This window comes from Nonomuraea sp. NPDC003201 (assembly GCF_053590415.1).
The window spans coordinates 1-21,644 of sequence record NZ_JBSFTC010000109.1 but is presented as its reverse complement, the minus strand read 5'-3'; the positions used below and the strand labels follow the sequence as shown (position 1 = coordinate 21,644).

Below are 21,644 nucleotides of genomic sequence, written 5' to 3'. Positions count from 1 at the left end.
GTCATTAATCTGAAGCCATGACGCGCGCCGACAAGGACAAACCGGTCGTTCTCTCCCGGATCTACACCCGGGCCGGCGACGACGGCACCACCTCGCTGAGCGACATGAGCCGGGCGTCCAAGACCGATCCGCGGCTGGCCGCCTACGCCGACGTGGAGGAGGCCAACGCCCATCTGGGGCTCGCGCTCTCGTTCCGCACGCTGCCCGCGGGCCTCGTCGAGGTGCTCGCCCGCGTCCAGAACGAGCTGTTCGACGTGGGGGCGGACCTGGCCACGCCGGTGGTGGAGAACCCGGAGTTCCCGCCGCTGCGGGTGGAGCAGTCGTACATCGACTGGCTGGAAGAGCAGTGCGACCGGTTCAACGCCGATCTCAAGCCCCTGCGCAGCTTCGTGCTGCCCGGCGGCGACCCCGCGACGGCCGCGCTCCACGTGGCCAGGGTCACCGTCCGCAGAGCCGAGCGGTCGACGTGGGCGGCCCTGCAGGCGCACGACGACATGAACGCGCTGACCGCGAAATACCTCAACCGCCTGTCGGACCTGCTCTTCATCGCCTGCAGGGTCGCCCACGCGGGCGAGGAGATCCTCTGGAAGCCCGGCGGCACCCGCTGAGACGCGCGGCCTGCCCTCGATCGGGCTAGGCGACGTCCAGGTAGGCGCTGGGCGGCGCGGACTCCAGCCACGCGAGGAAGCCCGTCATCGCGTCGGCGCTCATCGCGAGCGAGATCCCGCGGGTGGTGCCGCCGCAGTCGACCGCGTAAAGGCCGCCGTCGATCTCGCGACGGGCGGAAACGACGAGGCCGCGCCTCGCGATAGCGTGGCGCGGCCTCAGTCGCACACCCAGGAGCGGGATCCAGTGGAGCTCCCCGTCGGCGTAGCGGGCTACCCCGCTCTGCCAGCCCCGGTCGCCCTCCCGCAGCCGACAGGGCACACTTCCCCTGGAACGGGCCAGCGTGACCCCGCGCAGGACGATGAGGGCGGCAAACAATACGAGAATCAGAACCGTCGTAGCCATGCCGCCCCCAAGAGCCTGGTCTGTTAAACCTCTTCGCCTGCCGCGCGGAGCCGGGCCCTGGCACGCTTGGCCTCGATCGCCGCGTCGGCGTCTTCCTGGTCGGCCTCGATCGAGGCCTGAGCCCGATCGAGAGCGTCACGTGCAGCCGCGACGTCGACCTCGGAACCGAGCTCGGCCACCTCGGCGAGCACCGACACCTCGTCGTCGGCCACGGAGATGAAACCGCCGTGCACGGCCGCCACGAGGTCGCCTTCGCCCTCCCGCTTCACGCGAAGCACGCCGCCCTCGACGAGGACGCCGAGCACAGGTGCGTGTTGCGGCATAATACCGATCTCGCCGTCCACGGTCTTGGCAATCACCATGTCGGCCTCGCCCGACCAGATCTCACGCTCGGGTGAGACAACCCCTACGCGTAGCTTCGCCACTTGTGTAGGTTCCTTTCCGATCTGGTGGTGGTGCCCCGTTCCTACCCCAAAGCACCACCGTAGGTGCAGCGGGCCGCCGAAGACGACCCGCTGCAGGGCGATTAACTACGCTCGAGTTCCTTGGCCTTGGCCACGGCCTGCTCGATGCCACCGACCATGAAGAACGCCTGCTCGGGAAGGTGGTCGTACTCACCCGCGCACAGGCCCTTGAAGGAGGCGATGGTCTCGTCCAGCGGAACGGTCTCGCCCGGCTGGCCGGTGAAGGCCTCGGCCGCGTACATCGGGTGCGACAGGAAGCGCTCGATGCGGCGGGCCCGCTGGACGGTGACCTTGTCCTCCTCGGACAGCTCGTCGATACCGAGGATCGCGATGATGTCCTGGAGCTCGCGGTACTTCTGCAGGATCCGCTTGGTCTCCTGGGCCACCCGGTAGTGCTCCTCGCCCACGATCTGCGGGTCGAGGATCCGGGAGGTGGAGTCGAGCGGGTCCACCGCGGGGTAGATGCCCTTCTCCGAGATCGGCCGCGAGAGAACGGTCTGCGCGTCGAGGTGCGCGAACGCGTTGTGCGGGGCCGGGTCGGTGATGTCGTCCGCGGGCACGTAGATCGCCTGCATGGAGGTGATCGAGTGACCGCGCGTCGAGGTGATGCGCTCCTGGAGCACACCCATCTCGTCGGCCAGCGTGGGCTGGTAACCCACGGCGGACGGCATACGGCCGAGCAGCGTGGAGACCTCGGAACCGGCCTGCGTGAAGCGGAAGATGTTGTCGATGAAGAGCAACACGTCCTGCTTCTGCACGTCGCGGAAGTACTCCGCCATGGTCAGCGCCGACAGGGCGACCCGCAGACGGGTGCCCGGCGGCTCGTCCATCTGACCGAAGACGAGCGCGGTGTCCTTGAGGACGTCCGCCTCCTCCATCTCCAGCCAGAGGTCGTTGCCCTCACGGGTGCGCTCGCCGACACCGGCGAAGCACGAGGTGCCACCGAAGTTACGGGCGACGCGGCGGATCATCTCCTGGATCAGAACGGTCTTGCCCACGCCGGCGCCGCCGAACAGACCGATCTTCCCACCCTGCACGTACGGGGTGAGCAGGTCGATGACCTTGATGCCCGTGACGAGCAGCTCGGTACGGGACTCGAGCTGGTCGAACGGCGGCGACGGACGGTGGATGCCCCACCGCTCCTCGATCTTGAGCGACGCGGTCGGCACGTCGAGCGTCTCGCCCAGCGCGTTCCACACGTGGCCCTTGACGACGTCGCCGACCGGCACCGAGATCGGGGCGCCGGTGTCCTGCACCGCCTGGCCGCGGACCAGGCCGTCGGTCGGCTGCATCGAGATGGTCCGGACCAGGTTGTCACCCAGGTGCTGGGCGACCTCCAGGGTCAGGGTCTTGGTCTCCTCGCCGAGGGTCACCTCGACCTTGAGCGCGTTATAGATCTCCGGCATCGCCTCGACGGGGAACTCCACGTCGACGACGGCGCCGGTGACACGTGCCACGCGGCCTGTGCCGGCCGCCGCGGCCTCTACAGTTTCAACAGCCTCTGCAGTCATTTCACTCTTTCCCCGCTGCGGCGTCAGCGAGCGCGTTGGCGCCACCGACGATCTCGCTGATTTCCTGGGTGATCTCAGCCTGGCGAGCCTGGTTCATCTGCTGGGTGAGCACCCGCATCAGCTCGTTGGCGTTGTCTGTCGCGGACTTCATCGCGCGCCGCCGCGCGGCCTCCTCGGAGGCCGCGGACTGCAGCAGAGCCGTGAAGATGCGCGACTCCACGTAACGCGGCAGGAGCGACTCCAGCACGTCGGCAGCGGTCGGCTCGAACTCGAAGTACGGCGGGATCGCGGTCGTCTCCGTCGCCTCGGTCTCCTCGACCTCCAGCGGCAGAACACGCTTGACCACGACGTTCTGGGTCAGCATCGAGACGAACTCGGTCGAGACGATGTGGATCTCGTCGATCCCGTTCTCGTCCTTGAACGAGTCGATCAGCGTCTGCGCGATCTCCTTGGCGTCGGCGTAGGCCGGGTTCCTGGAGAAGCCGACCCACTGCCCGCCCATGTCGCGGCCGCGGAAGGAGTGCCAGGTGACACCCTTGCGCCCGGTGACGAACGGGATCACGTTGAGACCGCGGGTCTCCAGCAGTCCGCGCAGGGCCTCGGCCTCGCGCAGCACGTTGGCGTTGAAGCCGCCGCAGAAACCGCTGTCGCTGGTGACGATGAGGACGCCCGCCTTGGTGGGGTTCTCCTTCGCCACGGTCAGCGGATGGTCGACGCTGGCCGCGTTGCTGACGACGCCGGTGACGGCGCGAGTGATCTCACGCTCGTACGGCAGCGCCGCCTGCATCCGCAGCTGCGCCTTCACGATCCGCGAGGAGGCGATGAGCTCCTGGGCGCGCGTGATCTTCGCGGTCGACTTGACCGAGCTGATCCGCCGCCGCAGCAGCCTTAGCTGGGCACCCATGTCCTACTTCTTCTCCGCCGGCCGGACGACCTTCTTGATCTTCTCCTGGCCGACCTCTTCGGCGCCCAGCGGCGCCACCGGCTCGTCCTTGACCAGCAGCTCGCCCGAAGAGGTGGTGAAGCTCTTCTTGAAGTCCGTGACAGCGTCCTTCAGAGCGGTCACCGTGTCGTCGGACAGGTCCCTGGTCTCACGGATGGTGTCGAAGATGCCCTTGTGCGAGGCCTGGATGAAGTCCAGGAACTCCGACTCGAAGCGACGGACGTCCTCGATCGGCACGTCGTCCAGCTCGCCCGTGGTGCCCGCCCAGATCGAGGCCACCTCGCGCTCCAGCGAGAACGGGCTGTACTGGGGCTGCTTGAGCAGCTCGACCAGCCGCTGACCGCGCTCCAGCTGAGCCTTGGACGCGGCGTCCAGGTCGGAGGCGAAGGCCGCGAAGGCCTCCAGGTCACGGTACTGCGACAGCGACAGACGCAGCGTGCCCGCGACCTTGCGCATGGCCTTGGCCTGCGCGGAGCCGCCGACTCGGGAGACCGAGACGCCGACGTTGATGGCGGGCCGCACACCGGCGTTGAACAGGTCGGTCTCGAGGAAGACCTGGCCGTCGGTGATGGAGATGACGTTGGTCGGGATGAACGCCGAGACGTCGTTGCCCTTGGTCTCGATGACCGGCAGGCCGGTCATGGAGCCGGCACCCATGTCGTCGGAGAGCTTGGCGCAGCGCTCCAGCAGACGGGAGTGGAGGTAGAAGACGTCGCCGGGGAAGGCCTCACGGCCCGGCGGACGGCGCAGCAGCAGGGAGACGGCGCGGTACGCGTCCGCCTGCTTGGTCAGGTCGTCGAAGACGATCAGGACGTGCTTGCCCTGGTACATCCAGTGCTGACCGATCGCCGAGCCGGCGTAGGGCGCGATGTACTTGTAACCAGCGGGGTCGGAGGCGGGAGCGGCGACGATGGTGGTGTACTCCATCGCGCCGGCCTCCTCCAGCCGGGCGCGCACCTGCGCGATGGTCGAGCCCTTCTGGCCGACCGCGACGTAGACGCAGCGGACCTGCTTGGTGGGATCACCGGAGGCCCAGTTCTCGCGCTGGTTGAGGATGGTGTCGACGGCGATCGCGGTCTTGCCGGTGCCACGGTCACCGATGATCAGCTGGCGCTGACCACGGCCGATCGCGGTCATGGCGTCGATCGCCTTGATGCCGGTCGCCAGCGACTCCTTCACGGGCTGCCGCTGGACGACGGTGGGGGCCTGAAGCTCGAGGGCGCGAACGGCCTCGGCCTCGATGGCGCCCTTGCCGTCGAGCGGGATGCCCAGGGGGTCGACCACGCGGCCGAGGAAGTTGTCGCCGACGGGCACGGACAGGACCTCGCCCGTCCGGCGGACCGTCTGGCCTTCCTCGATCTTGCTGAAGTCGCCCAGGATAACGACACCGATCTCGCGGGTGTCGAGGTTAAGCGCCAGGCCGCGCGTGCCGTCCTCGAACTCGAGCAGTTCGTTCGCCATCGCCGAGGGAAGGCCGGAGACATGGGCAATGCCGTCGCCGGCGTCGACGACGGTCCCGATCTCCTCGCGCGCGGCGCCTTCCGGTTCGTACGCCTGGACGAAGCGCTCAAGCGCGTCCCGGATCTCGTCCGGCCGGATCGTAAGCTCCGCCATCTCTACTCTGTCTCCCTATTCGCCTAGCCGGCCAACCGGCGGCGGACTTCTTCGATTCGTCCCACAATGGTGGTGTCGATGATCTCGTCGCCGATGCGGACCGAGAACCCACCGAGCACTCGCTTGTCCACCTCGACGTTCAGGTGCACGTCACGGCCGTAGGAGGCGCTCAACCACGCCTTGAGGCGCTGCTTCTGCGCCTCGGTCAGCTCGACCGCGCTACGTACCACCGCCACGAGGCGCTGGCGCTGCTGGGCCACGAGCTGGATGAACTCCTCCAGGCCCGACTCCAGGCTACGCCCACGCGGATGCACCGCAACCTGCTTGAGCAGGCGCAGGCTGGTCGGAGCGACCTTCCTGCCGATCAGGTCGCCGAGCAGCTGCTCCTTGCCCGCCTCCGGCGCGGCCGGGTCGGCGAGCGCGCGACGCAGATCGGGGTTGGCGGCGACGATGCGGCCGAAGCGGAAGAGCTCGTCCTCCACGTCGTCGAGCCTGGACTGGCTCTCCGCCTCCGCGGCCGCGGCGACGACGCCGAGCCGCTCGATCGCGTCGGCCAGGTCACCGGCCCGCGACCACCGGACCGAGACCGCGGCCTCGGTCGTGGCGATCGCGGCCTCGCTGACCTTGCCCGCGAGCAGCGCGCGCACGGTGGCCGCCTTCTGCTCGCCGGGCCTGGCCGGGTCGGACAGCGCCCGGCGCAGGCCGTGTTCGCGGTCGAGCAGATCGGCGATCGCGAACAGCTCGTCGGAGAGCGTCCCGAGGTCGGCACTGCCGGCGACCGCGTTGAACCGCTCTTCGACCTCTGCCAGCGACGTCCTGCTCAGACCTCGCATTAGCGCACCGCCTGCGGCGTGGACTCGAGCTCGTCGAGGAACCGGTCGACGATGCGGCTCTGCCGGACCTCGTCCTCGAGGGACTCGCCGACGATGCGGCCGGCCAGTTCGGTCGACAGACGGCCGATCTCGGTGCGGAGCTGGGCGAAGGCCGCCTGGCGGTCCGCCTCGATCTGCGCGTGCGCGGCCTCGACGAGACGGCGGGCCTCGGCCTGCGCCTCCTCGCGGAGCTCGGCCTTGATCTGCGCGGCCTGCTCGCGAGCTTCCTCGCGCAGCCGGGCCGCCTCGTGCCTGGCCTCGGCCAGCCGGTCGCGGTACTGCTGCTGCAGTGCCTGCGCCTCGGCCTGGGCCTCCTCGGCTCTCTTGATGCCACCCTCGATGGCGTCGGTGCGCTCGCCCAGCGTCTTCTGGATACGCGGGACGAGGATCTTGCCGACGACGACGAGGACGACGAGGAACGAGAAGATGCCGACGACGAGCTCGAAAGTGTGCGGAATGAGCGGGTTAGCGCCCTCCTCCGCCGCGAGGAGCGTAGCTGCCTTAGTCATGGTTGCAGCCTTTCGTCAGGGGTTTCTTCTGGCCTTAGATGTTCGCGAAGATGAACGGCGCGACCAGACCGAGCAGGGCGAGGGCCTCGGTGAGAACGAAGCCGAGGAGCATGTTCTGGCGAATCAGGCCGTAAGCCTCGGGCTGACGCGCGATGGCCTGCACGCCCTGACCGAAGATGATGCCGACGCCGATGCCGGGGCCGATGGCGGCGAGACCGTAACCGATGGCGGTGACGTTGCCGGAGACCTCAGCGAGAACGCTCATTGCTGTATTCCTTTACTGGACGGCCGGTGAAGCGGAGTCTCACCGGTCATGGATATTCCGGTACGTGGATCTCAGTGCTCTGCGTGCAGGGAGCCGCCGATGTACATCGAGGCCAGCATCGCGAAGAGGAACGCCTGCAGGAACTGGATGAACATCTCGAAGGCCGTGAAGATGATGGTCATGACCACGCCGATCACGCCCACCCCGGCGCCGAGCGGCGTCAGCTTCTCGAACAGGAACCAGAAGCCGACCATGCTGAAGAACGCCAGCAGCATGTGACCGGCGAACATGTTCGCGAAGAGTCGGACCGCGTGCGTGAACGGCGCGATGATCAGGTTCGACAGGAACTCGATCGGCGAGAGCAGCAGGTAGATCGGCTTGGGCAGTCCCGGCGGGAACATCAGGTTCTTGAAGTAGCCGATCGGGCCCTGGTGCTTCATGCCCAGGTAGACCTTGAGCACGTAGATCGAGCCCGCGAGGACGATCGGGAAGGCGATGTGCGAGGCCACCGGGAACTGGAGGATCGGGATGACGCCCATGATGTTCCAGACGAAGACCAGGAAGAACAGCGTCAGCAGCAGGCCCATCCACCGGTCGGCGTCCTTGCCCAGGAAGGGCCGGGCGACCTGGTCGCGGACGAACATGTAGCCGTACTCGGCGACGTTCTGCACACCCCTTGGGACGATCTTGGGGTTGGCGAAGGCGGCCCAGCAGAAGCCGATCACCAGGACCGCGCTGAGGATGGCGAGGAGAACCGGCTTGGTGAACCAGTCGACCCCCGGAATGATCGGGGTAAAGGAGTTGAACAGCTCGTCAGGCGTTGGGGCCCGGAACTGGTCTTCAGGAGGAGCGAGGACCGTCAGCGCAATCACGCGGCGTTCCCTTCAACGTCGTAGTGTGGATCACAAGGGTTTTCCTCAGCGAAGCGATCTACTGCCGTATGGGCTAGCGACCGAACTTCCGGTATGCCAGGTAGCCACCGAGCACCAGCCCCAGGACGATGCCTATGGGGAAGAACGCGGACATGTCCAACCACCGGTCCAGCAACCAGCCGGCGCCTCCGTAGATGGCCATCCCGGCGATCAAGTAGCTCGGGACTGACCACATGGCATCGGCGAAGTCGCGACCGTCCTTTTCGGGTCGGCGTTCCTGTGCGCTCATCGCGGCCTTGACGATAGCAGGCAAGTAGCGGACTAGTCATATCGGACCCCGCCCGTTTTACCTGCCGTCATGAATCGCCCTTCCCCGGGACCCCGGCTTCGGGGTCGACATAGAGGATCTTGGTCTTCATGAAGGCACGTACTTCGAAACCGGTCCAGACAAGGGTGCAGACCACGACGGTCCAGGCGAACGCCTGGGTGTTCCAGACCGTGGTGTCGCGGAACGAGGCCAGCACCACCATGATGGCGACGACCTTGACGAGGTAGCTGACCATCGCCGCGATCGCCATCATCTGGGGGGAGACCCGAGCGGCATAGGACACCGCTACCACGCTGATACTGAAGAAAACCCCGACGAGCAAGGTGCCGATCGCGGCGCCCAGTGCTCCCTTGCCGCCAATCGTCAGGAGCGACACAGCCACGGCGACCACCCCAACCGCGAAGGTCGGAATCGCGGCGCTCTTGAGTACGCGCACGTCGTTGGCCTGCATCGGTGCTCCATCAACAAGTTATCAAGCGAGCGTTTGCTACCTCCAGAACCGGTGGGTCTGGAGTCCCTGCTCGTGAAAGATATCACAAGCTCACGGAAGACCGCTTTTACCTGCCGTTTCTAGTTCGCGATCAAGAACGGCTCGGAAAGGCAGGAATGACCGGTTTGCCCTCGGCGCTCGCGCGAGCGCCGTCCGAAGGCGGCGCCTGTCTCCTGACCTGGGGGTCCACGGGCAGGATCGGCGGCATCGGCCCCGTGGGAGGCCCGTCGTCGTCGGGGTTGTCGTCGCGTGGCGCCGCGTGCGCCCCGCCCCTGCCCCGCCAGCGCGGCAGGGCCATCAGCACCAGGACGGCCAGGGCGAGCACGATGACCGCGGGAAAGAGCAGGACGGGCACGCCGACCCTGGACATGCCGACGATGCCGAACGAGAACAGGAACGTCCAGGCGTACATGATGAGCACCGAACGCCGGTGCGAGTGGCCGATGTCCATCAGCCGGTGGTGCAGGTGACCGCGGTCGGGCGCGAACGGCGACAGGCCCTGCGACGTGCGCCGCACGACGGCGGTGATCAGGTCGATCAGCGGCAGCACCAGCACCGCCGCGGGGACGAGCAGCGGCAGCAGCACGGGGAACTTGTTCATCTCCACGATGGCCGACGTGTCCACCGGCGTCACCGTGACGATGGAGGATGCGAGCACGAGCCCGATCAGCATGGCGCCCGTGTCGCCCATGAAGATCTTCGCCGGGTGGAAGTTGTGTGGCAGGAAGCCCAGGCAGGCGCCGATGAGGACGGCGGCGATGGCGGCCGTCGCGGTGATGTTGCTGCCGGTGATGTCCTGGCTGATGATGATCGAGTAGGCCCAGGTGGCCATGCCCGCGATGCACACGATCCCGGCGGCCAGGCCGTCGAGCCCGTCGACGAAGTTGACCGCGTTGATGGTCACGACCACGACCAGGATGGTGATGATCGTGCTGAGCGTGTAGTCGAGGCTGGTCGAGCCGCCCCAGCTCTCCGGCAGCGGGATCGAGGTCAGCCGCATGTCGAAGAAGACCAGCACCCCGGCCGCCGCGATCTGGCCGGCGAGCTTGATGAGGGCGTCCATCCCCCACCAGTCGTCGAGGAAGCCGGTGAACGTGATGAGCCCGCCCGCGATGATCAGCGCGGGCACCGGATTGGCGCCCGTACCGGCCAGGGCCTCGCCCGAGTGGGTCAGCTGACCGGCCAGCAGCAGCCCCACGACCAGGCCGCCGTACATGGCCAGGCCGCCCAGCCTGGGCGTCGGCGTGGTGTGCACGTCGCGATCGCGAATCTCCGGCATGGCGCCGATGCGAATGGCGAAGCGGCGCACCAACGGGACCAGCAGATAGGTCACCGCCGCGGCGATGAGCGCCATGAACAGGTATTCGCGCACGGACCTAGTTTCCCGGATCCTCCGGCCCACTGGGACCGGAAAACGACACAGACCAGCTTAATATTCGCTGAGATATGGCTGATGGATGGCCAGAAGCGCCGAGACTCTCTCCCGAACCTCCCCAGCGTCGGCCGGATGTCGCACCGCCCGGGTCACCAACGTCCCGACCTCCTTCAATTCCTGGGGCCCCATGCCCTGGGTGGTCACGCACGGCGTGCCGACGCGGATCCCCGACGTGATCGACGGGGGTTCGGGATCGTACGGGATCACGTTCCGGTTGAGCGTGATGCCGGCCGCCGCGCACCTGCGCTCGGCCTCGGCGCCCGACACGTTGAGATCCCGCAGGTCGATCAGCGCCAGATGGGTGTCCGTACCGCCGGACACGGGCCGCATCCCCTGCCCGGCCAGCGCCTCCGTCAGCGCCCGCGCGTTCGCGACCACCTGCCTGGTGTAATCGGCGAACTCCGGGCGCATCGCCTCCCCGAACGCCACCGCCTTGGCCGCCACCACGTGCATCAACGGCCCGCCCTGGATGAACGGGAACACCGCCCGGTCGATCTTCCCGGCCAGCTCCTCCGTGCACAGGATGGCCCCGCCGCGCGGCCCGCGCAGCGCCTTGTGCGTGGTGAACGTCACGACGTCCGCGTACGGCACCGCCGACGGGATCGCGCCGCCGGCCATCAACCCGATCGGGTGCGCCACGTCGGCCATCAGCCACGCGCCCACCTCGTCCGCGATGCCGCGGAAGACCGAGAAATCGATCAGCCTGGGGTACGCCGTGGCGCCGCACACGATGAGCTTCGGCTGATGCCGCAGGGCCAGGTCCCGGACCTCGTCGTAGTCGATGAGTTCGGTGTCACGCCGCACGCCGTACGACACGACGTCGAACCATCTTCCCGAGAAATTCACCTTGGACCCGTGGGTGAGATGGCCGCCGTGCGACAGCGCCATGGCCAGCATGGTGTCGCCGGGTTGCAGGAGCGCGGCGTAGGCGGCCAGGTTCGCGGAGGCGCCGGAGTGGGGCTGCACGTTGGCGTGCTCCGCCCCGAACAGCTCGCGCGCCCGCTCGATCGCCAGCCGTTCGGCCCGGTCCACCACCTCGCAGCCGCCGTAGTAGCGCCGTCCGGGGTAGCCCTCGGCGTACTTGTTGGTGAGGGTGGAACCGAGGGCGGCGAGGACGGCGGGCGAGGTGAAGTTCTCACTCGCGATCAGCTGGATCCCGCCGCGCACTCGCTCCAGCTCGTCGAGCAGCACCTGTGCGAGCTCCGGGTCCTGCCTCTGCAGCAACCCGAAGTCGGGACCGTAATAGGGTTCCCCACCCATTTCCCCACTGTACGACCTAATGTCCGTTTCTCCCAGACACGCCCCTCCCCCACCCCTCACCGGCAACCCACCGAGTCGCCCCGCAAGCCGCTCCCTCAGCCCGCTCCCTTAAGCGGCTCCCGCAGCCCGCTCCCCTTAAGCCGCTCCCGCAGCCCGGCGCCCCAAAAGCCGCTCCCTCAGGGCGCTGTCCCAAGCCCTTCCTCAGCCTGCCGCCCAAGCTCTTTCCTCAGCCCGCGCCCTCAAGCCGCTCCCCTGGCCCGCGCTCGTCTGAAACGACCCCTCAAGCCGCACTTTTCCCTGCTGTCCCTCAATCGGGTTCGCGCCACTGCGCCATAAGCGGCCATCTCTCCTGCCCCTCAAACAGCACTCTGAGCCGCTTCCCCCCAAAGGGCACGGCGGGCCGCTTTCCCCCCGAGGGACCTCCCGGGCACCGCCCGAGCCCTCCCAACACCTTCCTCGAAAGGACCTCAGGCGGGCAGCGGACTACTGGAACGCATGCGGCGCGTTGGCCGTCGTGGGGATCCACCTGGGCGTGTCCGCCGCCTCGTCGCTGATGGCGGTCAGCACGGAGTGGCGGTAGACGGCCAGCCTGGTGCGCCATTCGCGGATGTCCTGGACATACCGCTCGCCCACCGGCGCGTCCCACGTCTGAGGGCTCTTGGCCAGGCCGTACGCCTTGTCCAGGGCCGTTCTGAGCGTCTCCAGCTGGGGCAGGACGGTGTTCCAGGCCAGGACGAGGCGCTGGTAGTCGGGGTTGAACTCCCAGGCCCTCTGAGGGCTGTCCAGGGCTCCTGAGGGGGAGGCGGGCGGGGTCTCGTCGCGCTCCCTGGGCCTGGGCGCCGGCGGGTCGACGTACATTACGCGCTCCTTTCCGGCGTACCGGGGTCGATGTCGCCGGGCGGGCCGTCGGGCCGGATATCCCTGGGCGCCCACTCGCCCTTGCCGTACTCGCCGGGCGGAACCTCTACGGAGGGCATGTCGAGGGGCTGGATCTCGCGGTGGTGATCCATGACCGTCCGCAGGGCGTCCAGGCTGGGTGGGGAGGCGTTCACGGAGACGACGTCGCTGCCGTCGTTCGCCCAGGCGCTGACGTCCGATGCGGCAGGGGAAGCACCTTCTGTCCCGTATGCGATCTGCACCTGGACCGAGGGATTGGTCGGCGGGATCGCAACGGGCGCCCCTTGGCCCCGCGTCCCCTGATCGCCGGTCGCCGGGCTATCGCCTCTCCCCAGCCCTCCCTGCTCCCCCGCCCTTTGACCACCCTGGCCGTAGGTTCCCTGGTCGCCCGTTCCTCGGCCTTGGTCGCCGGTCCCTCGGTCACCCGTCGGCTGGTCACCGCCCGTCCGCTGGCCCGCGTCACCGCCTGAGGGCTGATCCGGCGTCGTGTCCTTGGCACCCGGAATCGTGTCCTTGGCGCCCGGCGTGGTGTCCTTGGCACCCGGCGTCGTGTCCTTGGCGCCCGGCGTGGTGTCCGTGCCTCCGGGTGTGGTGTGCGAACCGCCGTGCCTGTTGTCCGTGCCTCCAGGCGTCGTATCCGTGCCGCCATGCCTGGCATCCGTGCCGCCGGGTGTGGTGTCCGTACCGCGGGGGGTGTCTGCGCCGCCGGGTGTGGTGTCCGTGCCGCCGGAGGTGCAGGCGTCGTTCGCGCCCGCAGTGGGAGCGGTGCCGTCCGTGGGGGTTGTGCCGTCCGTGGGGATGGTGCCGTCCGTGGGGGTGGTGTCGTAGCCGGTGGTGTCCGCTAATCCCGGCATGTCCAGTGGCGGGATTTCCCGGTGGTGTCCCACCACTGTCTTCAGCGCGTCCAGGCTGGGCGGATTGGTGTCGGCGGAGACCACGTCGCTGCCGTCGTTCGCCCAGGCATTGACGTTCGCGGCGGTGGTGCTGTCGGCGGAAACCTTCGGCATTTCCGCCGGTTGCACCTTGTCGGCGTTCTCGAGGAGGTCTTCCAGTTGCTCGGCGGTGGGCGGGTCGATCGGTATCTGCAGGACCTTTACGCCGTCCACTTCCACGATGTGCGGCTTGGTCGGGTCCTGCTGGTCCTTGGCCGGAGTGTTGACCGCACCGCCATCCGCCTCGGCGCCGCGGTCGCGCCTGCTGCCCACATCGTCGTCCTTGGGCTGGTCTACGGGCTGATCGCCGGTCTTGCCGTCGCCTCCGGCGTCCTGGCCGGTCCCAGTGTCCTTGGCACCGTCGCATGTCTTCCCATCGGCATCGGAGTCCGACTTCCCGTCCGCACCGGTCTTCCCGTCGGAATCCGACTTCCCATCGGCACCCGTCTTGCCGTCCGAGTCCGACTTCCCGTCAGCACCCGTCTTGCCGTCCGAGTCCGACTTCCCATCGGCACCCGTCTTGCCGTCCGAGTCCGACTTCCCATCGGCACCCGTCTTGCCGTCCGAGTCCGACTTCCCATCGGCACCCGTCTTGCCGTCCGAGTCCGACTTCCCATCGGCACCCGTCTTGCCGTCGGAATCCGACTTCCCATCGGCACCCGTCTTGCCGTCCGAGTCCGACTTCCCGTCAGCACCCGTCTTGCCGTCGGAATCCGACTTCCCATCGGCACCCGTCTTGCCGTCCGAGTCCGACTTCCCGTCCGCACCCGTCTTGCCGTCCGAGTCCGACTTCCCGTCCGCACCCGTCTTGCCGTCGGAATCCGACTTCCCATCGGAACCCGTCTTGCCGTCCGAGTCCGACTTCGTGTCGTCGTCCTTCGACGGGGGCTCGTCGGCCCGTGGGTTGTCGTACTTGTCCCGATCCCCCCGCACCTGCTTGGGATCGTCGTCCTCAGTAGCCCCCGCCCCCATCCGAGGCGGTTCGACGCGCTTCTCCAGCACCCCGAGCCGGACGTTGACGTCCTTGACCATCCCGTCGACGGCGTCCGCGACCTGCGCCGGGCGGTGGGTGGTCTGGGCGGACAGCCCGGCGCGGCGCATGGCGGCCCTGACCTGGTCCTCGACCGTACGCATCTGCGTGGCCGCGTGTTTCACCTCGGTCAGCAGGTCACGGACCAGCTTGGGATCCATGCCGTCGAACTTGCCCATGGGCCACTCCCGGACGTAATCGCCGCTCCGGGCCTCACCGTAGTGTCGGCCGGAGCGCGATCGCAGCCGGGATAAGCAGACGGTATGGCGTCAGTCGTCGGTGGCGACGTATCCGATGATGCCGCGCAGCTTCTCCACCGGGATCGCCCCGCGCCGCAGCAGCCGGGGCACGGCGGTGGTGAGGTCGATGATGGTGGAGGGCGTGTTGTCGGTGGTCTTGCCGCCGTCGAGATAGACCTCGATCGAGTCGCCGAGCTGCTCCTGGGCCTCCTCCGCCGTGGTGGCGGCGGGGGCGCCGGAGCGGTTGGCGCTGGAGACGGCCATGGGGCCGGTCTCCTTGAGCAGGTCGAGCGCGACCGGGTGGAGCGGCATGCGGACGGCCACCGTCCCCTTGGTCTCCCCCAGGTCCCAGGAAAGGGCCCTGTTGGCCTTGCAGACGAGCGTGAGCGGCCCGGGCCAGAAGGCGTCTATCAGGTCCTGCCCGTACGGCCCGAGGTCGTCTATGAGCGCTGTGGCGGCTCTGACGGTGCCCACGAGCACGGGCGGCGGCATCTCGCGGCCCCGGCCCTTGGCGTCGAGCAGTGCCGTGACCGCCGCCGGCGTGAACGCGTCGGCGCCGATGCCGTAGACGGTGTCGGTCGGCAGCACCACGAGCTCGCCGCGCCGCACGGCGGCCGCGGCCTCCATCACGCCCACGGTCCGCTGCTCCAGGTCGGAGCAGTCAAAGCGTCTGGCCATCGGTCCTGTCACCTCGCTCGCATGGTTCCTAGTCCTGGCCCAGCCGGGCCGTGACGAAGCGGTCCCTCCTGGTGAGGTCCTGGCGAAGGCGCACGTCGCGCCAGCCGTTGTCCTCGGGGAACGTCAGATAGACCGCCCTGCCCTGCTGGTCGGCGTGCTCGACGACCACCCAGCCGCCGGGCCGCAGCAGGCGGCGGGCCGTGCGCTCGACCGCGCGCACCTCGCCGAGCCCGTCCTCGCCGGAGCCGTACAGCGCCCTGGTGGGATCGTAGTCGCGCACCTCGGGGTCGCGCGGGATCGCGCCGGGCGGGATGTAGGGCGGGTTGGAGATGACCAGGTCGACCTTGCCGTTGAGCTCGGGCAGCGCCTCGGCCAGGTCTTCGGGGTGCAGGTGGGTGCGGCCCTGGCCGAGCTCGGAGATGTTGCGCTTGGCCCACGTGTACGCCCCGGGGTCGACCTCCACGGCGTGGACCTCGGCCAAGGCCACCTCCTGGGCGATCGACAGCGCGATCGCGCCCGAGCCGGTGCCGAGATCGACGACGAGCGGGGCGGTCACGTCCATCGCGCGCAGCGTCTCGATGGCCCAGCCCGCCACCACCTCGGTCTCGGGCCGCGGCACGAACACACCGGGCCCGACCGACAGCTCGAGGTAGCGGAAATAGGCGTGGCCGGTGATGTGCTGCAGCGGCTCGCGGGCCTCGCGCCTGGCCACGCCCTCCCAGAACAGCGCGTCGAAGTCGGAGTCCTTGACCGTGTGGAGCTCGCTCCTGCGCACGCCGTGGACGAATGCCGCGATCTCCTCAGCGTCGGTGCGCGGTGAGGGAACACCTGCCTCGGCCAGCCGGGCGGTGGCGAGGGCGATCTCGTCCAGCAGAAATGTCATGAGTGTTGTGCGAGCTTCTCCGCCATCTCGGCGTCGATGAGGGCTTGGGTCACGGCGGTGAGCTCACCGTCGAGAACCTGGTCGAGGTTATACGCCTTGAAGCCGACCCGGTGGTCGGAGATGCGGTTTTCCGGGAAGTTGTAGGTGCGTACGCGCTCGGAGCGGTCGACCGTGCGGACCTGCGACTTGCGCTCGGCCTGCGCGGCGGCCTCGGCCTGCTCCTGGGCGATGGCCAGCAGCCGGGCCCGCAGGATGCGCAGGGCCGACTCCTTGTTCTGGAGCTGGCTCTTCTCGTTCTGGCACGAGACGACCACGCCGGTGGGCAGGTGGGTGATGCGGACCGCCGAGTCGGTGGTGTTGACGCTCTGGCCGCCGGGGCCGCTGGAGCGGTAGACGTCGATGCGCAGGTCGTTGGGGTCGACCTGGACGTCGACGTCCTCGGCCTCGGGGTAGACGAGCACGCCCGCGGCGCTGGTGTGGATGCGGCCCTGCGACTCGGTGACGGGCACCCGCTGCACGCGGTGGACCCCGCCCTCGTACTTGAGCCTGGACCACACGCCCTCGTCGCCCTTGGCCTTGATGCCGACCGTGACGTCCTTGTAGCCGCCCAGGTCGGAGGGCTGGCTGTCGATGACCTCGGTCTTCCAGCCGAGCCGCTCGGCGTATCTCAGGTACATCCGCAGCAGGTCGCCCGCGAACAGCGCGGACTCCTCGCCGCCCTCGCCCGCCTTGATCTCCATGATGATGTCCTTGTCATCGTTGGGATCGCGCGGGATGAGCAGGTGCCTGAGCTTCTCCTCGAGCTGGGGGACGCGCTCCTCCAGCTCGGCCGCCTCGGCCGCGAACGCCTCGTCCTCACCGGCCAGCTCCTTGGCGGCGGTCAGGTCGTCGCGCGTCGAGTCGAGCTCGCGGTACGTCGTGACGATCGGCGTGAGCTGCGAATAACGCCTGCCGAGGGTGCGGGCCTTGTTCTGGTCAGCGTGCACGGCGGGATCGGCGAGCTGCAGCTCCAGCTCGGAATACTCCTTGAGCAACTCGTCGAGATTCACCGTGTGTCCTTAGTCTTGGGGCTTACACCAGCAACGCCGGCCCAGCGCACGCGCGTGCGTCCGGGCCGGCGTCGGTGAAGCTACTTGCCCGTGGCCTTCTTGCCGAAGCGCTTCTCGAAGCGGGCCACCCGGCCGCCGGTGTCGAGGATCTTCTGCTTGCCCGTGTAGAACGGGTGGCAGGCCGAACACACGTCGGCGTGGATGACGCCGTTCTTGGCGGTGCTACGGGTGGTGAACGTGTTACCGCAGGAGCAGCTCACCTGCGTCACGTGGTAGTCAGGGTGGATGTCGCGCTTCATCGCTGTCCTTTCGGGGTGCGGCCGCCGGGTCGCCTTCACGCACGGCGTGAACCGGAACCGCTAAATGGTCAGCTACCAGTGTGCCAGATCGTCCAACCATCCCAGGCCATCGCGCATTCCCGTCAGCGCCCCAGATAGGTGAGTACGGCCAGCACCCGGCGATGATCCTCGGGTGCCGGCCCCAGGGTCAGCTTGGCGAAGATACCGGAAATATGCTTCTCCACCGCGCCTTCCGTGACGACCAGCCGGGCGGCGATGGCGGTGTTGGAGCGGCCCTCGGCCATCAGGGCCAGCACCTCGCGCTCGCGTGGGGACAACGAGTCGAGCGGGGCGCCCCGGCGCTGGCGGCTCAGCAACTGCACGACGACCTCGGGATCGATGACCGTGCCGCCCGCCGCCACCTGCCGCACCGTCTCCAGGAACTCGGCCACGTCCGCCACCCGCTCCTTCAGCAGGTAGCCGACGGCCCTGCCGATGAGGTCGCCGGCATAGCGCTCCTCGACGTACTGCGACAGGACCAGGATCGGGAAGTCCGGCCTGGCCACGCGCACCTGCAGCGCCGCCCGCAGGCCCTCGTCGGTGTGCGTCGGCGGCATGCGTACGTCGACGATGGCCAGGTCGGGCTCGTGCTCCAGGACCGCGGACACCAGCGCGGGCCCGTCGGAGACGGCCGCGACGGTCTCGATGCCGCCGTCGGCGAGCAGACGCGCGAGCCCCTCGCGCAGAAGTACGGAGTCCTCGGCGATGACCACGCGCATGGCCACATGACTACAGTGGACAGCGTTCACCTGTCCACTGCAGGCCGCGGTATGCGCCTACCACTCGCAGGGCAGCTCCGCACGCACGAGAGTGGGCCCGCCCACGGGGCTGTGCAGGACGAGCACGCCGTCGATGGTGGCCGCCCGGTCGGCCAGCCCCGACAGGCCGCCACCCGGGCAGACGACGGCCCCGCCGATGCCGTCGTCCCACACGTCCACGACCACGCCTCGATGGTCCCTGAGCACCGTCACCGACGCCTCGGTGGCGCCGGAGTGCTTGGCCATGTTGGTCAGGCTCTCGGCCACGATGAAGTACGCGATGCTCTCGACCGCGGCGGGCGGCCGCTCCCTCAGCTCGACGGAGACGTCCACGCGGATGGGCGCCCGCGCGGCCAGCCCCGACAGCGCCGCGTCCAGGCCGCGGTCGCTCAGGATGGCCGGGTGGATCCCCCTGGCCAGGTTGCGCAGCTCGGCGATGGCGGCCTTGGTGCCCGCGTGGGCCTGCGCGATGAGCATCCTGGCCTCCTCCGGCTCGCTGTCGAACTTCGACTGCGCCCGCCCCAGGTCCACCGCCACCGACAGCAGCCGCTGCTGCGCGCCGTCGTGCAGGTCGCGCTCGATCCGGCGCCGCTCCGCCTCGGCCGCGTCGATCCCCCTGGCCCTGCTGGCCCTCAGCCGCTCCTCCTGGCTGCCGCCGAGCAGCACCGTCGCCAGCGTCCCGTGCAGCCAGGCCATCCCGCGTACGAGGTACGCCGCGAGCACGAACACCAGCATCCCGAAGACCATGGCGACGACGGCGCCCGGCCAGCTGTCGATGGTCAGCTCCGTGTAGACGTCCGCCGCCGCCCACAGCGCCATCAGGACGGGCTGGATGATCAGCGTCACCGCCGTGAACCACAGCACGACCGACACGGCGGTCTCGACCAGGCCGAGCGGGAGCAGCATCAGCAGGTATCCCAGGTCCTGCCAGGTGGCCGCGTCCCCCAGCAGCCAGCGGAGATGCGCGCCCAGCCCGCGTTCGGGCCTGGCCCGGTACGGGTCGGCGATCTTCACGCCGAACGCCGCGTACATCAGCCGCCTCTCCAGCATCGCCCCGCCGCGCCACATCAGCACCGTGGCCATCATCAGCGGCACGCCGACCCAGACGACGGTGAGCGTGAGCGACGTGGGCACGGCGACGGACAGCGCGACGAACCAGCCGATCCCGGTCACCCCCGTGATCAGCAGGTACGGCGCCGCCCGCCACGTCATGGGGTCCACCACGACCCCCAGCGGCCCCTTGGCCCCGAACGGCACCCGATCCTTCAACGCGGCTGATCGCATGCCTTCAGCCTGCACGCGCGAGGGGCCGCCGTGAATACGGATGGCAACCGGCGTAGGGGTAGGGCTACCCCCACCTACCCAGCCGGCGCGCGAAAGGGGCGGCACGGGGCCGAACCCCATGCCGCCCCTCTCAGGGAGCCGCTAGTCGCGGTCGTTGCTCACCGTGGTCTTCTGGACCTGCAGGAGGAACTCCGCGTTGGACTTGGTCTCCTTCATCTTCTCCAGGAGCAGCTCGAGCGCCTGCTGCATGTCGAGCGCGTGCAGCACCCGGCGCAGCTTCCAGACGATCTGGAGCTCGTCCTTGCCCATGAGGATCTCTTCCTTACGCGTGCCGGACGCGTCCACGTCCACCGCGGGGAAGATGCGCTTGTCGGCCAGCGAGCGGTTGAGCTTGAGCTCGGCGTTGCCGGTGCCCTTGAACTCCTCGAAGATGACCTCGTCCATCTTGGACCCGGTCTCCACCAGGGCCGTGGCGAGGATCGTCAGCGAGCCGCCGTTCTCGATGTTGCGGGCGGCGCCGAAGAAGCGCTTGGGCGGGTAGAGCGCCGTGGAGTCGACACCACCCGACAGGATGCGCCCGGACGCCGGGGCCGCCAGGTTGTAGGCGCGGCCGAGGCGGGTGATCGAGTCGAGCAGGACGACCACGTCGTGGCCCAGCTCCACCAGGCGCTTGGCCCGCTCGATGGCGAGCTCGGCGACCGTGGTGTGGTCTTCGGCCGGACGGTCGAAGGTCGAGTGGATGACCTCGCCCTTGACCGACCGCTGCATGTCGGTGACCTCTTCGGGCCGCTCGTCCACGAGCACGACCATCAGGTGGCACTCGGGGTTGTTGCGGGTGATCGCGTTGGCGATGGACTGCAGCACCATCGTCTTACCGGCCTTGGGCGGCGAGACGATGAGGCCGCGCTGGCCCTTGCCGATCGGCGAGACGAGGTCGATGATCCGCGTGGTGAGGATGTTCGGCTCGGTCTCGAGGCGCAGGCGCTCCTGCGGGTAGAGCGGCGTCAGCTTGTTGAAGTCAGGCCGGTTGCGGGCCTGGTCCGGGTCCATGCCGTTGACGGTGTCGAGGCGGACCAGAGCGTTGAACTTCTCGCGCCGCTCGCCGTCGCGGGGCTGCCTGACGGCGCCGGTGATGACGTCGCCCTTGCGCAGGCCGTTGCGGCGGATCTGGGCGAGCGAGACGTAGACGTCGTTGCTGCCCGGCAGGTAGCCGCTGGTCCTGACGAACGCGTAGTTGTCGAGGATGTCGAGGATGCCGGCGATCGGGATGAGCACGTCGTCCTCACCGACGACGGGCTCGCTGCCCTCGAAGCGGTCACGGCCGCGGCCGCGGTTGCGCTCCCTGAAGCGGCCCCGGCGACCGCGCCCGCGATCGTCGTCGTCGCCGCCGCCGCGCTGGTCGCCGCGCTGGTCGCCGCGCTGGTCGCCGCGCTGGTCGCCGCGCTGGTCGCTCCGGCCCGCGTCGGCGGCGCGCTCGCGCTGCTCGCCGCGGCCACCGTCACGTCCGCCGTCACGTCCACCGTCACGGCCGAGGTCACGACCGCTGTCGCGCCCGCCGTCACGGCCGAGGTCACGGCCACTGTCGCGCCCGCCGTCACGGCTGTCACGGCTGTCACGGCCGCCGTCGCGGCTGCTCTCGACACGACCGCCCTCACCGCGGTCGCTGCCGGAGCGGTCGCCCCGCTCGCGGCGCTCACCGCGGCTGCGGCGCTCGCGACGGCTCTCGCCGCGCTCGGCGCGCGTGTCGCTCTGGCCGCTCTCCACGGCCTGGGCCTGCGGCTCCGCGACCGGCTCGACCGGCGCGGCGGCCGCGACGGGCTCGGGGGCCACGGCGACGGGCTCCGCCGGCTGCGCGACGGGCTGGGCCGCGGGCTCCTCGGCGGTCTTGGCGCGGGAACGTTCCCTGCGCGCACGGGTGGGCCGCTCAGCGGCCGGGGCGGCGTCAGCCGCGGCGGCGGCGGGCGCCTCGGTGGCCGCGGCGG

Annotated in this window: 23 protein-coding genes; 1 reads left to right on the top strand and 22 read right to left on the bottom strand. The window is 69.1% G+C overall.

The annotated features are described in order from the left end of the window. The first annotated feature begins 17 nt into the window (after positions 1–17). On the top strand, positions 18–608 hold the full coding sequence (locus ACWDX9_RS31410) for a cob(I)yrinic acid a,c-diamide adenosyltransferase (RefSeq protein WP_449960125.1): 591 nt from the start codon (positions 18–20) through the stop codon (positions 606–608). Between the two features lie 25 nt (positions 609–633). Here the strand turns inward: ACWDX9_RS31410 and ACWDX9_RS31405 are convergent, their stop codons facing one another. The 22 genes from ACWDX9_RS31405 to rho form a co-directional block, all read right to left on the bottom strand. Then, positions 634–1,011 carry a DUF2550 domain-containing protein gene (locus ACWDX9_RS31405; RefSeq protein ID WP_364244776.1) on the bottom strand — a complete coding sequence of 126 codons (378 nt, stop codon included), beginning with the start codon at positions 1,009–1,011 and terminating at the stop codon, positions 634–636. A 23-nt stretch (positions 1,012–1,034) separates the two neighbouring features. Continuing rightward, positions 1,035–1,436, bottom strand: coding sequence for a F0F1 ATP synthase subunit epsilon (locus ACWDX9_RS31400; RefSeq protein ID WP_350730028.1), 402 nt, complete (start codon positions 1,434–1,436; stop codon positions 1,035–1,037). 101 nt (positions 1,437–1,537) lie between these two features. Then, complete coding sequence (gene atpD / locus ACWDX9_RS31395; protein WP_319717043.1) at positions 1,538–2,986, bottom strand: F0F1 ATP synthase subunit beta; 1,449 nt, start codon at positions 2,984–2,986, stop codon at positions 1,538–1,540. A 1-nt stretch (position 2,987) separates the two neighbouring features. After that, positions 2,988–3,890: a F0F1 ATP synthase subunit gamma gene (locus ACWDX9_RS31390; RefSeq protein ID WP_364836587.1), complete on the bottom strand. Its 903-nt coding sequence runs from the start codon at positions 3,888–3,890 to the stop codon at positions 2,988–2,990. A 3-nt stretch (positions 3,891–3,893) separates the two neighbouring features. Beyond that, positions 3,894–5,543 carry a F0F1 ATP synthase subunit alpha gene (gene atpA, locus ACWDX9_RS31385; protein ID WP_355191420.1) on the bottom strand — a complete coding sequence of 550 codons (1,650 nt, stop codon included), beginning with the start codon at positions 5,541–5,543 and terminating at the stop codon, positions 3,894–3,896. 23 nt (positions 5,544–5,566) lie between these two features. After that, positions 5,567–6,376 (bottom strand): F0F1 ATP synthase subunit delta, encoded by an 810-nt coding sequence (locus tag ACWDX9_RS31380; protein WP_449960122.1) that lies wholly within the window; start codon positions 6,374–6,376, stop codon positions 5,567–5,569. Next, positions 6,376–6,924 carry a F0F1 ATP synthase subunit B gene (locus ACWDX9_RS31375; protein ID WP_449960120.1) on the bottom strand — a complete coding sequence of 183 codons (549 nt, stop codon included), beginning with the start codon at positions 6,922–6,924 and terminating at the stop codon, positions 6,376–6,378. Before ACWDX9_RS31375 ends, ACWDX9_RS31380 begins: the two co-directional genes overlap by 1 nt. 34 nt (positions 6,925–6,958) lie before the next feature. Next, complete coding sequence (gene atpE / locus ACWDX9_RS31370) at positions 6,959–7,189, bottom strand: ATP synthase F0 subunit C (protein ID WP_344876161.1); 231 nt, start codon at positions 7,187–7,189, stop codon at positions 6,959–6,961. Between the two features lie 71 nt (positions 7,190–7,260). Then, complete coding sequence (gene atpB / locus ACWDX9_RS31365; RefSeq protein WP_449960118.1) at positions 7,261–8,061, bottom strand: F0F1 ATP synthase subunit A; 801 nt, start codon at positions 8,059–8,061, stop codon at positions 7,261–7,263. A gap of 73 nt (positions 8,062–8,134) precedes the next feature. Further along, the gene (locus ACWDX9_RS31360) at positions 8,135–8,350 is read right to left on the bottom strand and encodes an AtpZ/AtpI family protein (protein ID WP_350730017.1); all 216 of its coding nucleotides are present in this window, start codon (positions 8,348–8,350) and stop codon (positions 8,135–8,137) included. 67 nt (positions 8,351–8,417) lie between these two features. Then, positions 8,418–8,840 (bottom strand): hypothetical protein, encoded by a 423-nt coding sequence (locus ACWDX9_RS31355; protein WP_364244761.1) that lies wholly within the window; start codon positions 8,838–8,840, stop codon positions 8,418–8,420. A gap of 130 nt (positions 8,841–8,970) precedes the next feature. Continuing rightward, the gene (locus ACWDX9_RS31350; RefSeq protein ID WP_449960115.1) at positions 8,971–10,251 is read right to left on the bottom strand and encodes a glycosyltransferase family 4 protein; all 1,281 of its coding nucleotides are present in this window, start codon (positions 10,249–10,251) and stop codon (positions 8,971–8,973) included. A 57-nt stretch (positions 10,252–10,308) separates the two neighbouring features. Beyond that, on the bottom strand, positions 10,309–11,574 hold the full coding sequence (locus ACWDX9_RS31345) for a serine hydroxymethyltransferase (RefSeq protein ID WP_449960114.1): 1,266 nt from the start codon (positions 11,572–11,574) through the stop codon (positions 10,309–10,311). A 483-nt stretch (positions 11,575–12,057) separates the two neighbouring features. Then, positions 12,058–12,432 (bottom strand): hypothetical protein, encoded by a 375-nt coding sequence (locus ACWDX9_RS31340; protein ID WP_350730010.1) that lies wholly within the window; start codon positions 12,430–12,432, stop codon positions 12,058–12,060. Further along, on the bottom strand, positions 12,432–14,612 hold the full coding sequence (locus ACWDX9_RS31335; protein ID WP_449960112.1) for a hypothetical protein: 2,181 nt from the start codon (positions 14,610–14,612) through the stop codon (positions 12,432–12,434). The genes ACWDX9_RS31340 and ACWDX9_RS31335 overlap by 1 nt, the downstream gene beginning before the upstream one ends. 90 nt (positions 14,613–14,702) lie before the next feature. Next, positions 14,703–15,350: an L-threonylcarbamoyladenylate synthase gene (locus ACWDX9_RS31330; protein WP_355191410.1), complete on the bottom strand. Its 648-nt coding sequence runs from the start codon at positions 15,348–15,350 to the stop codon at positions 14,703–14,705. A 28-nt stretch (positions 15,351–15,378) separates the two neighbouring features. Then, positions 15,379–16,233, bottom strand: a complete 855-nt coding sequence (prmC, locus tag ACWDX9_RS31325; protein ID WP_185071361.1) for a peptide chain release factor N(5)-glutamine methyltransferase — start codon at positions 16,231–16,233, stop codon at positions 15,379–15,381. After that, on the bottom strand, positions 16,230–17,282 hold the full coding sequence (prfA, locus tag ACWDX9_RS31320) for a peptide chain release factor 1 (protein WP_364244752.1): 1,053 nt from the start codon (positions 17,280–17,282) through the stop codon (positions 16,230–16,232). Before prfA ends, prmC begins: the two co-directional genes overlap by 4 nt. Before the next feature lie 80 nt (positions 17,283–17,362). Continuing rightward, a complete protein-coding gene (gene rpmE, locus ACWDX9_RS31315; protein ID WP_043616312.1) occupies positions 17,363–17,581 on the bottom strand; it encodes a 50S ribosomal protein L31 in 219 nt (72 codons plus the stop codon). Between the two features lie 122 nt (positions 17,582–17,703). Continuing rightward, positions 17,704–18,339: a response regulator gene (locus tag ACWDX9_RS31310; RefSeq protein WP_449960109.1), complete on the bottom strand. Its 636-nt coding sequence runs from the start codon at positions 18,337–18,339 to the stop codon at positions 17,704–17,706. Between the two features lie 57 nt (positions 18,340–18,396). Then, entirely contained in the window at positions 18,397–19,662 is a 1,266-nt protein-coding gene (locus tag ACWDX9_RS31305) for a sensor histidine kinase (protein WP_449960107.1), read from the bottom strand. A gap of 141 nt (positions 19,663–19,803) precedes the next feature. After that, positions 19,804–21,644 (bottom strand): transcription termination factor Rho (gene rho / locus ACWDX9_RS31300; RefSeq protein WP_449960105.1); only part of this gene is annotated, 1,841 nt, incomplete at its 5' end.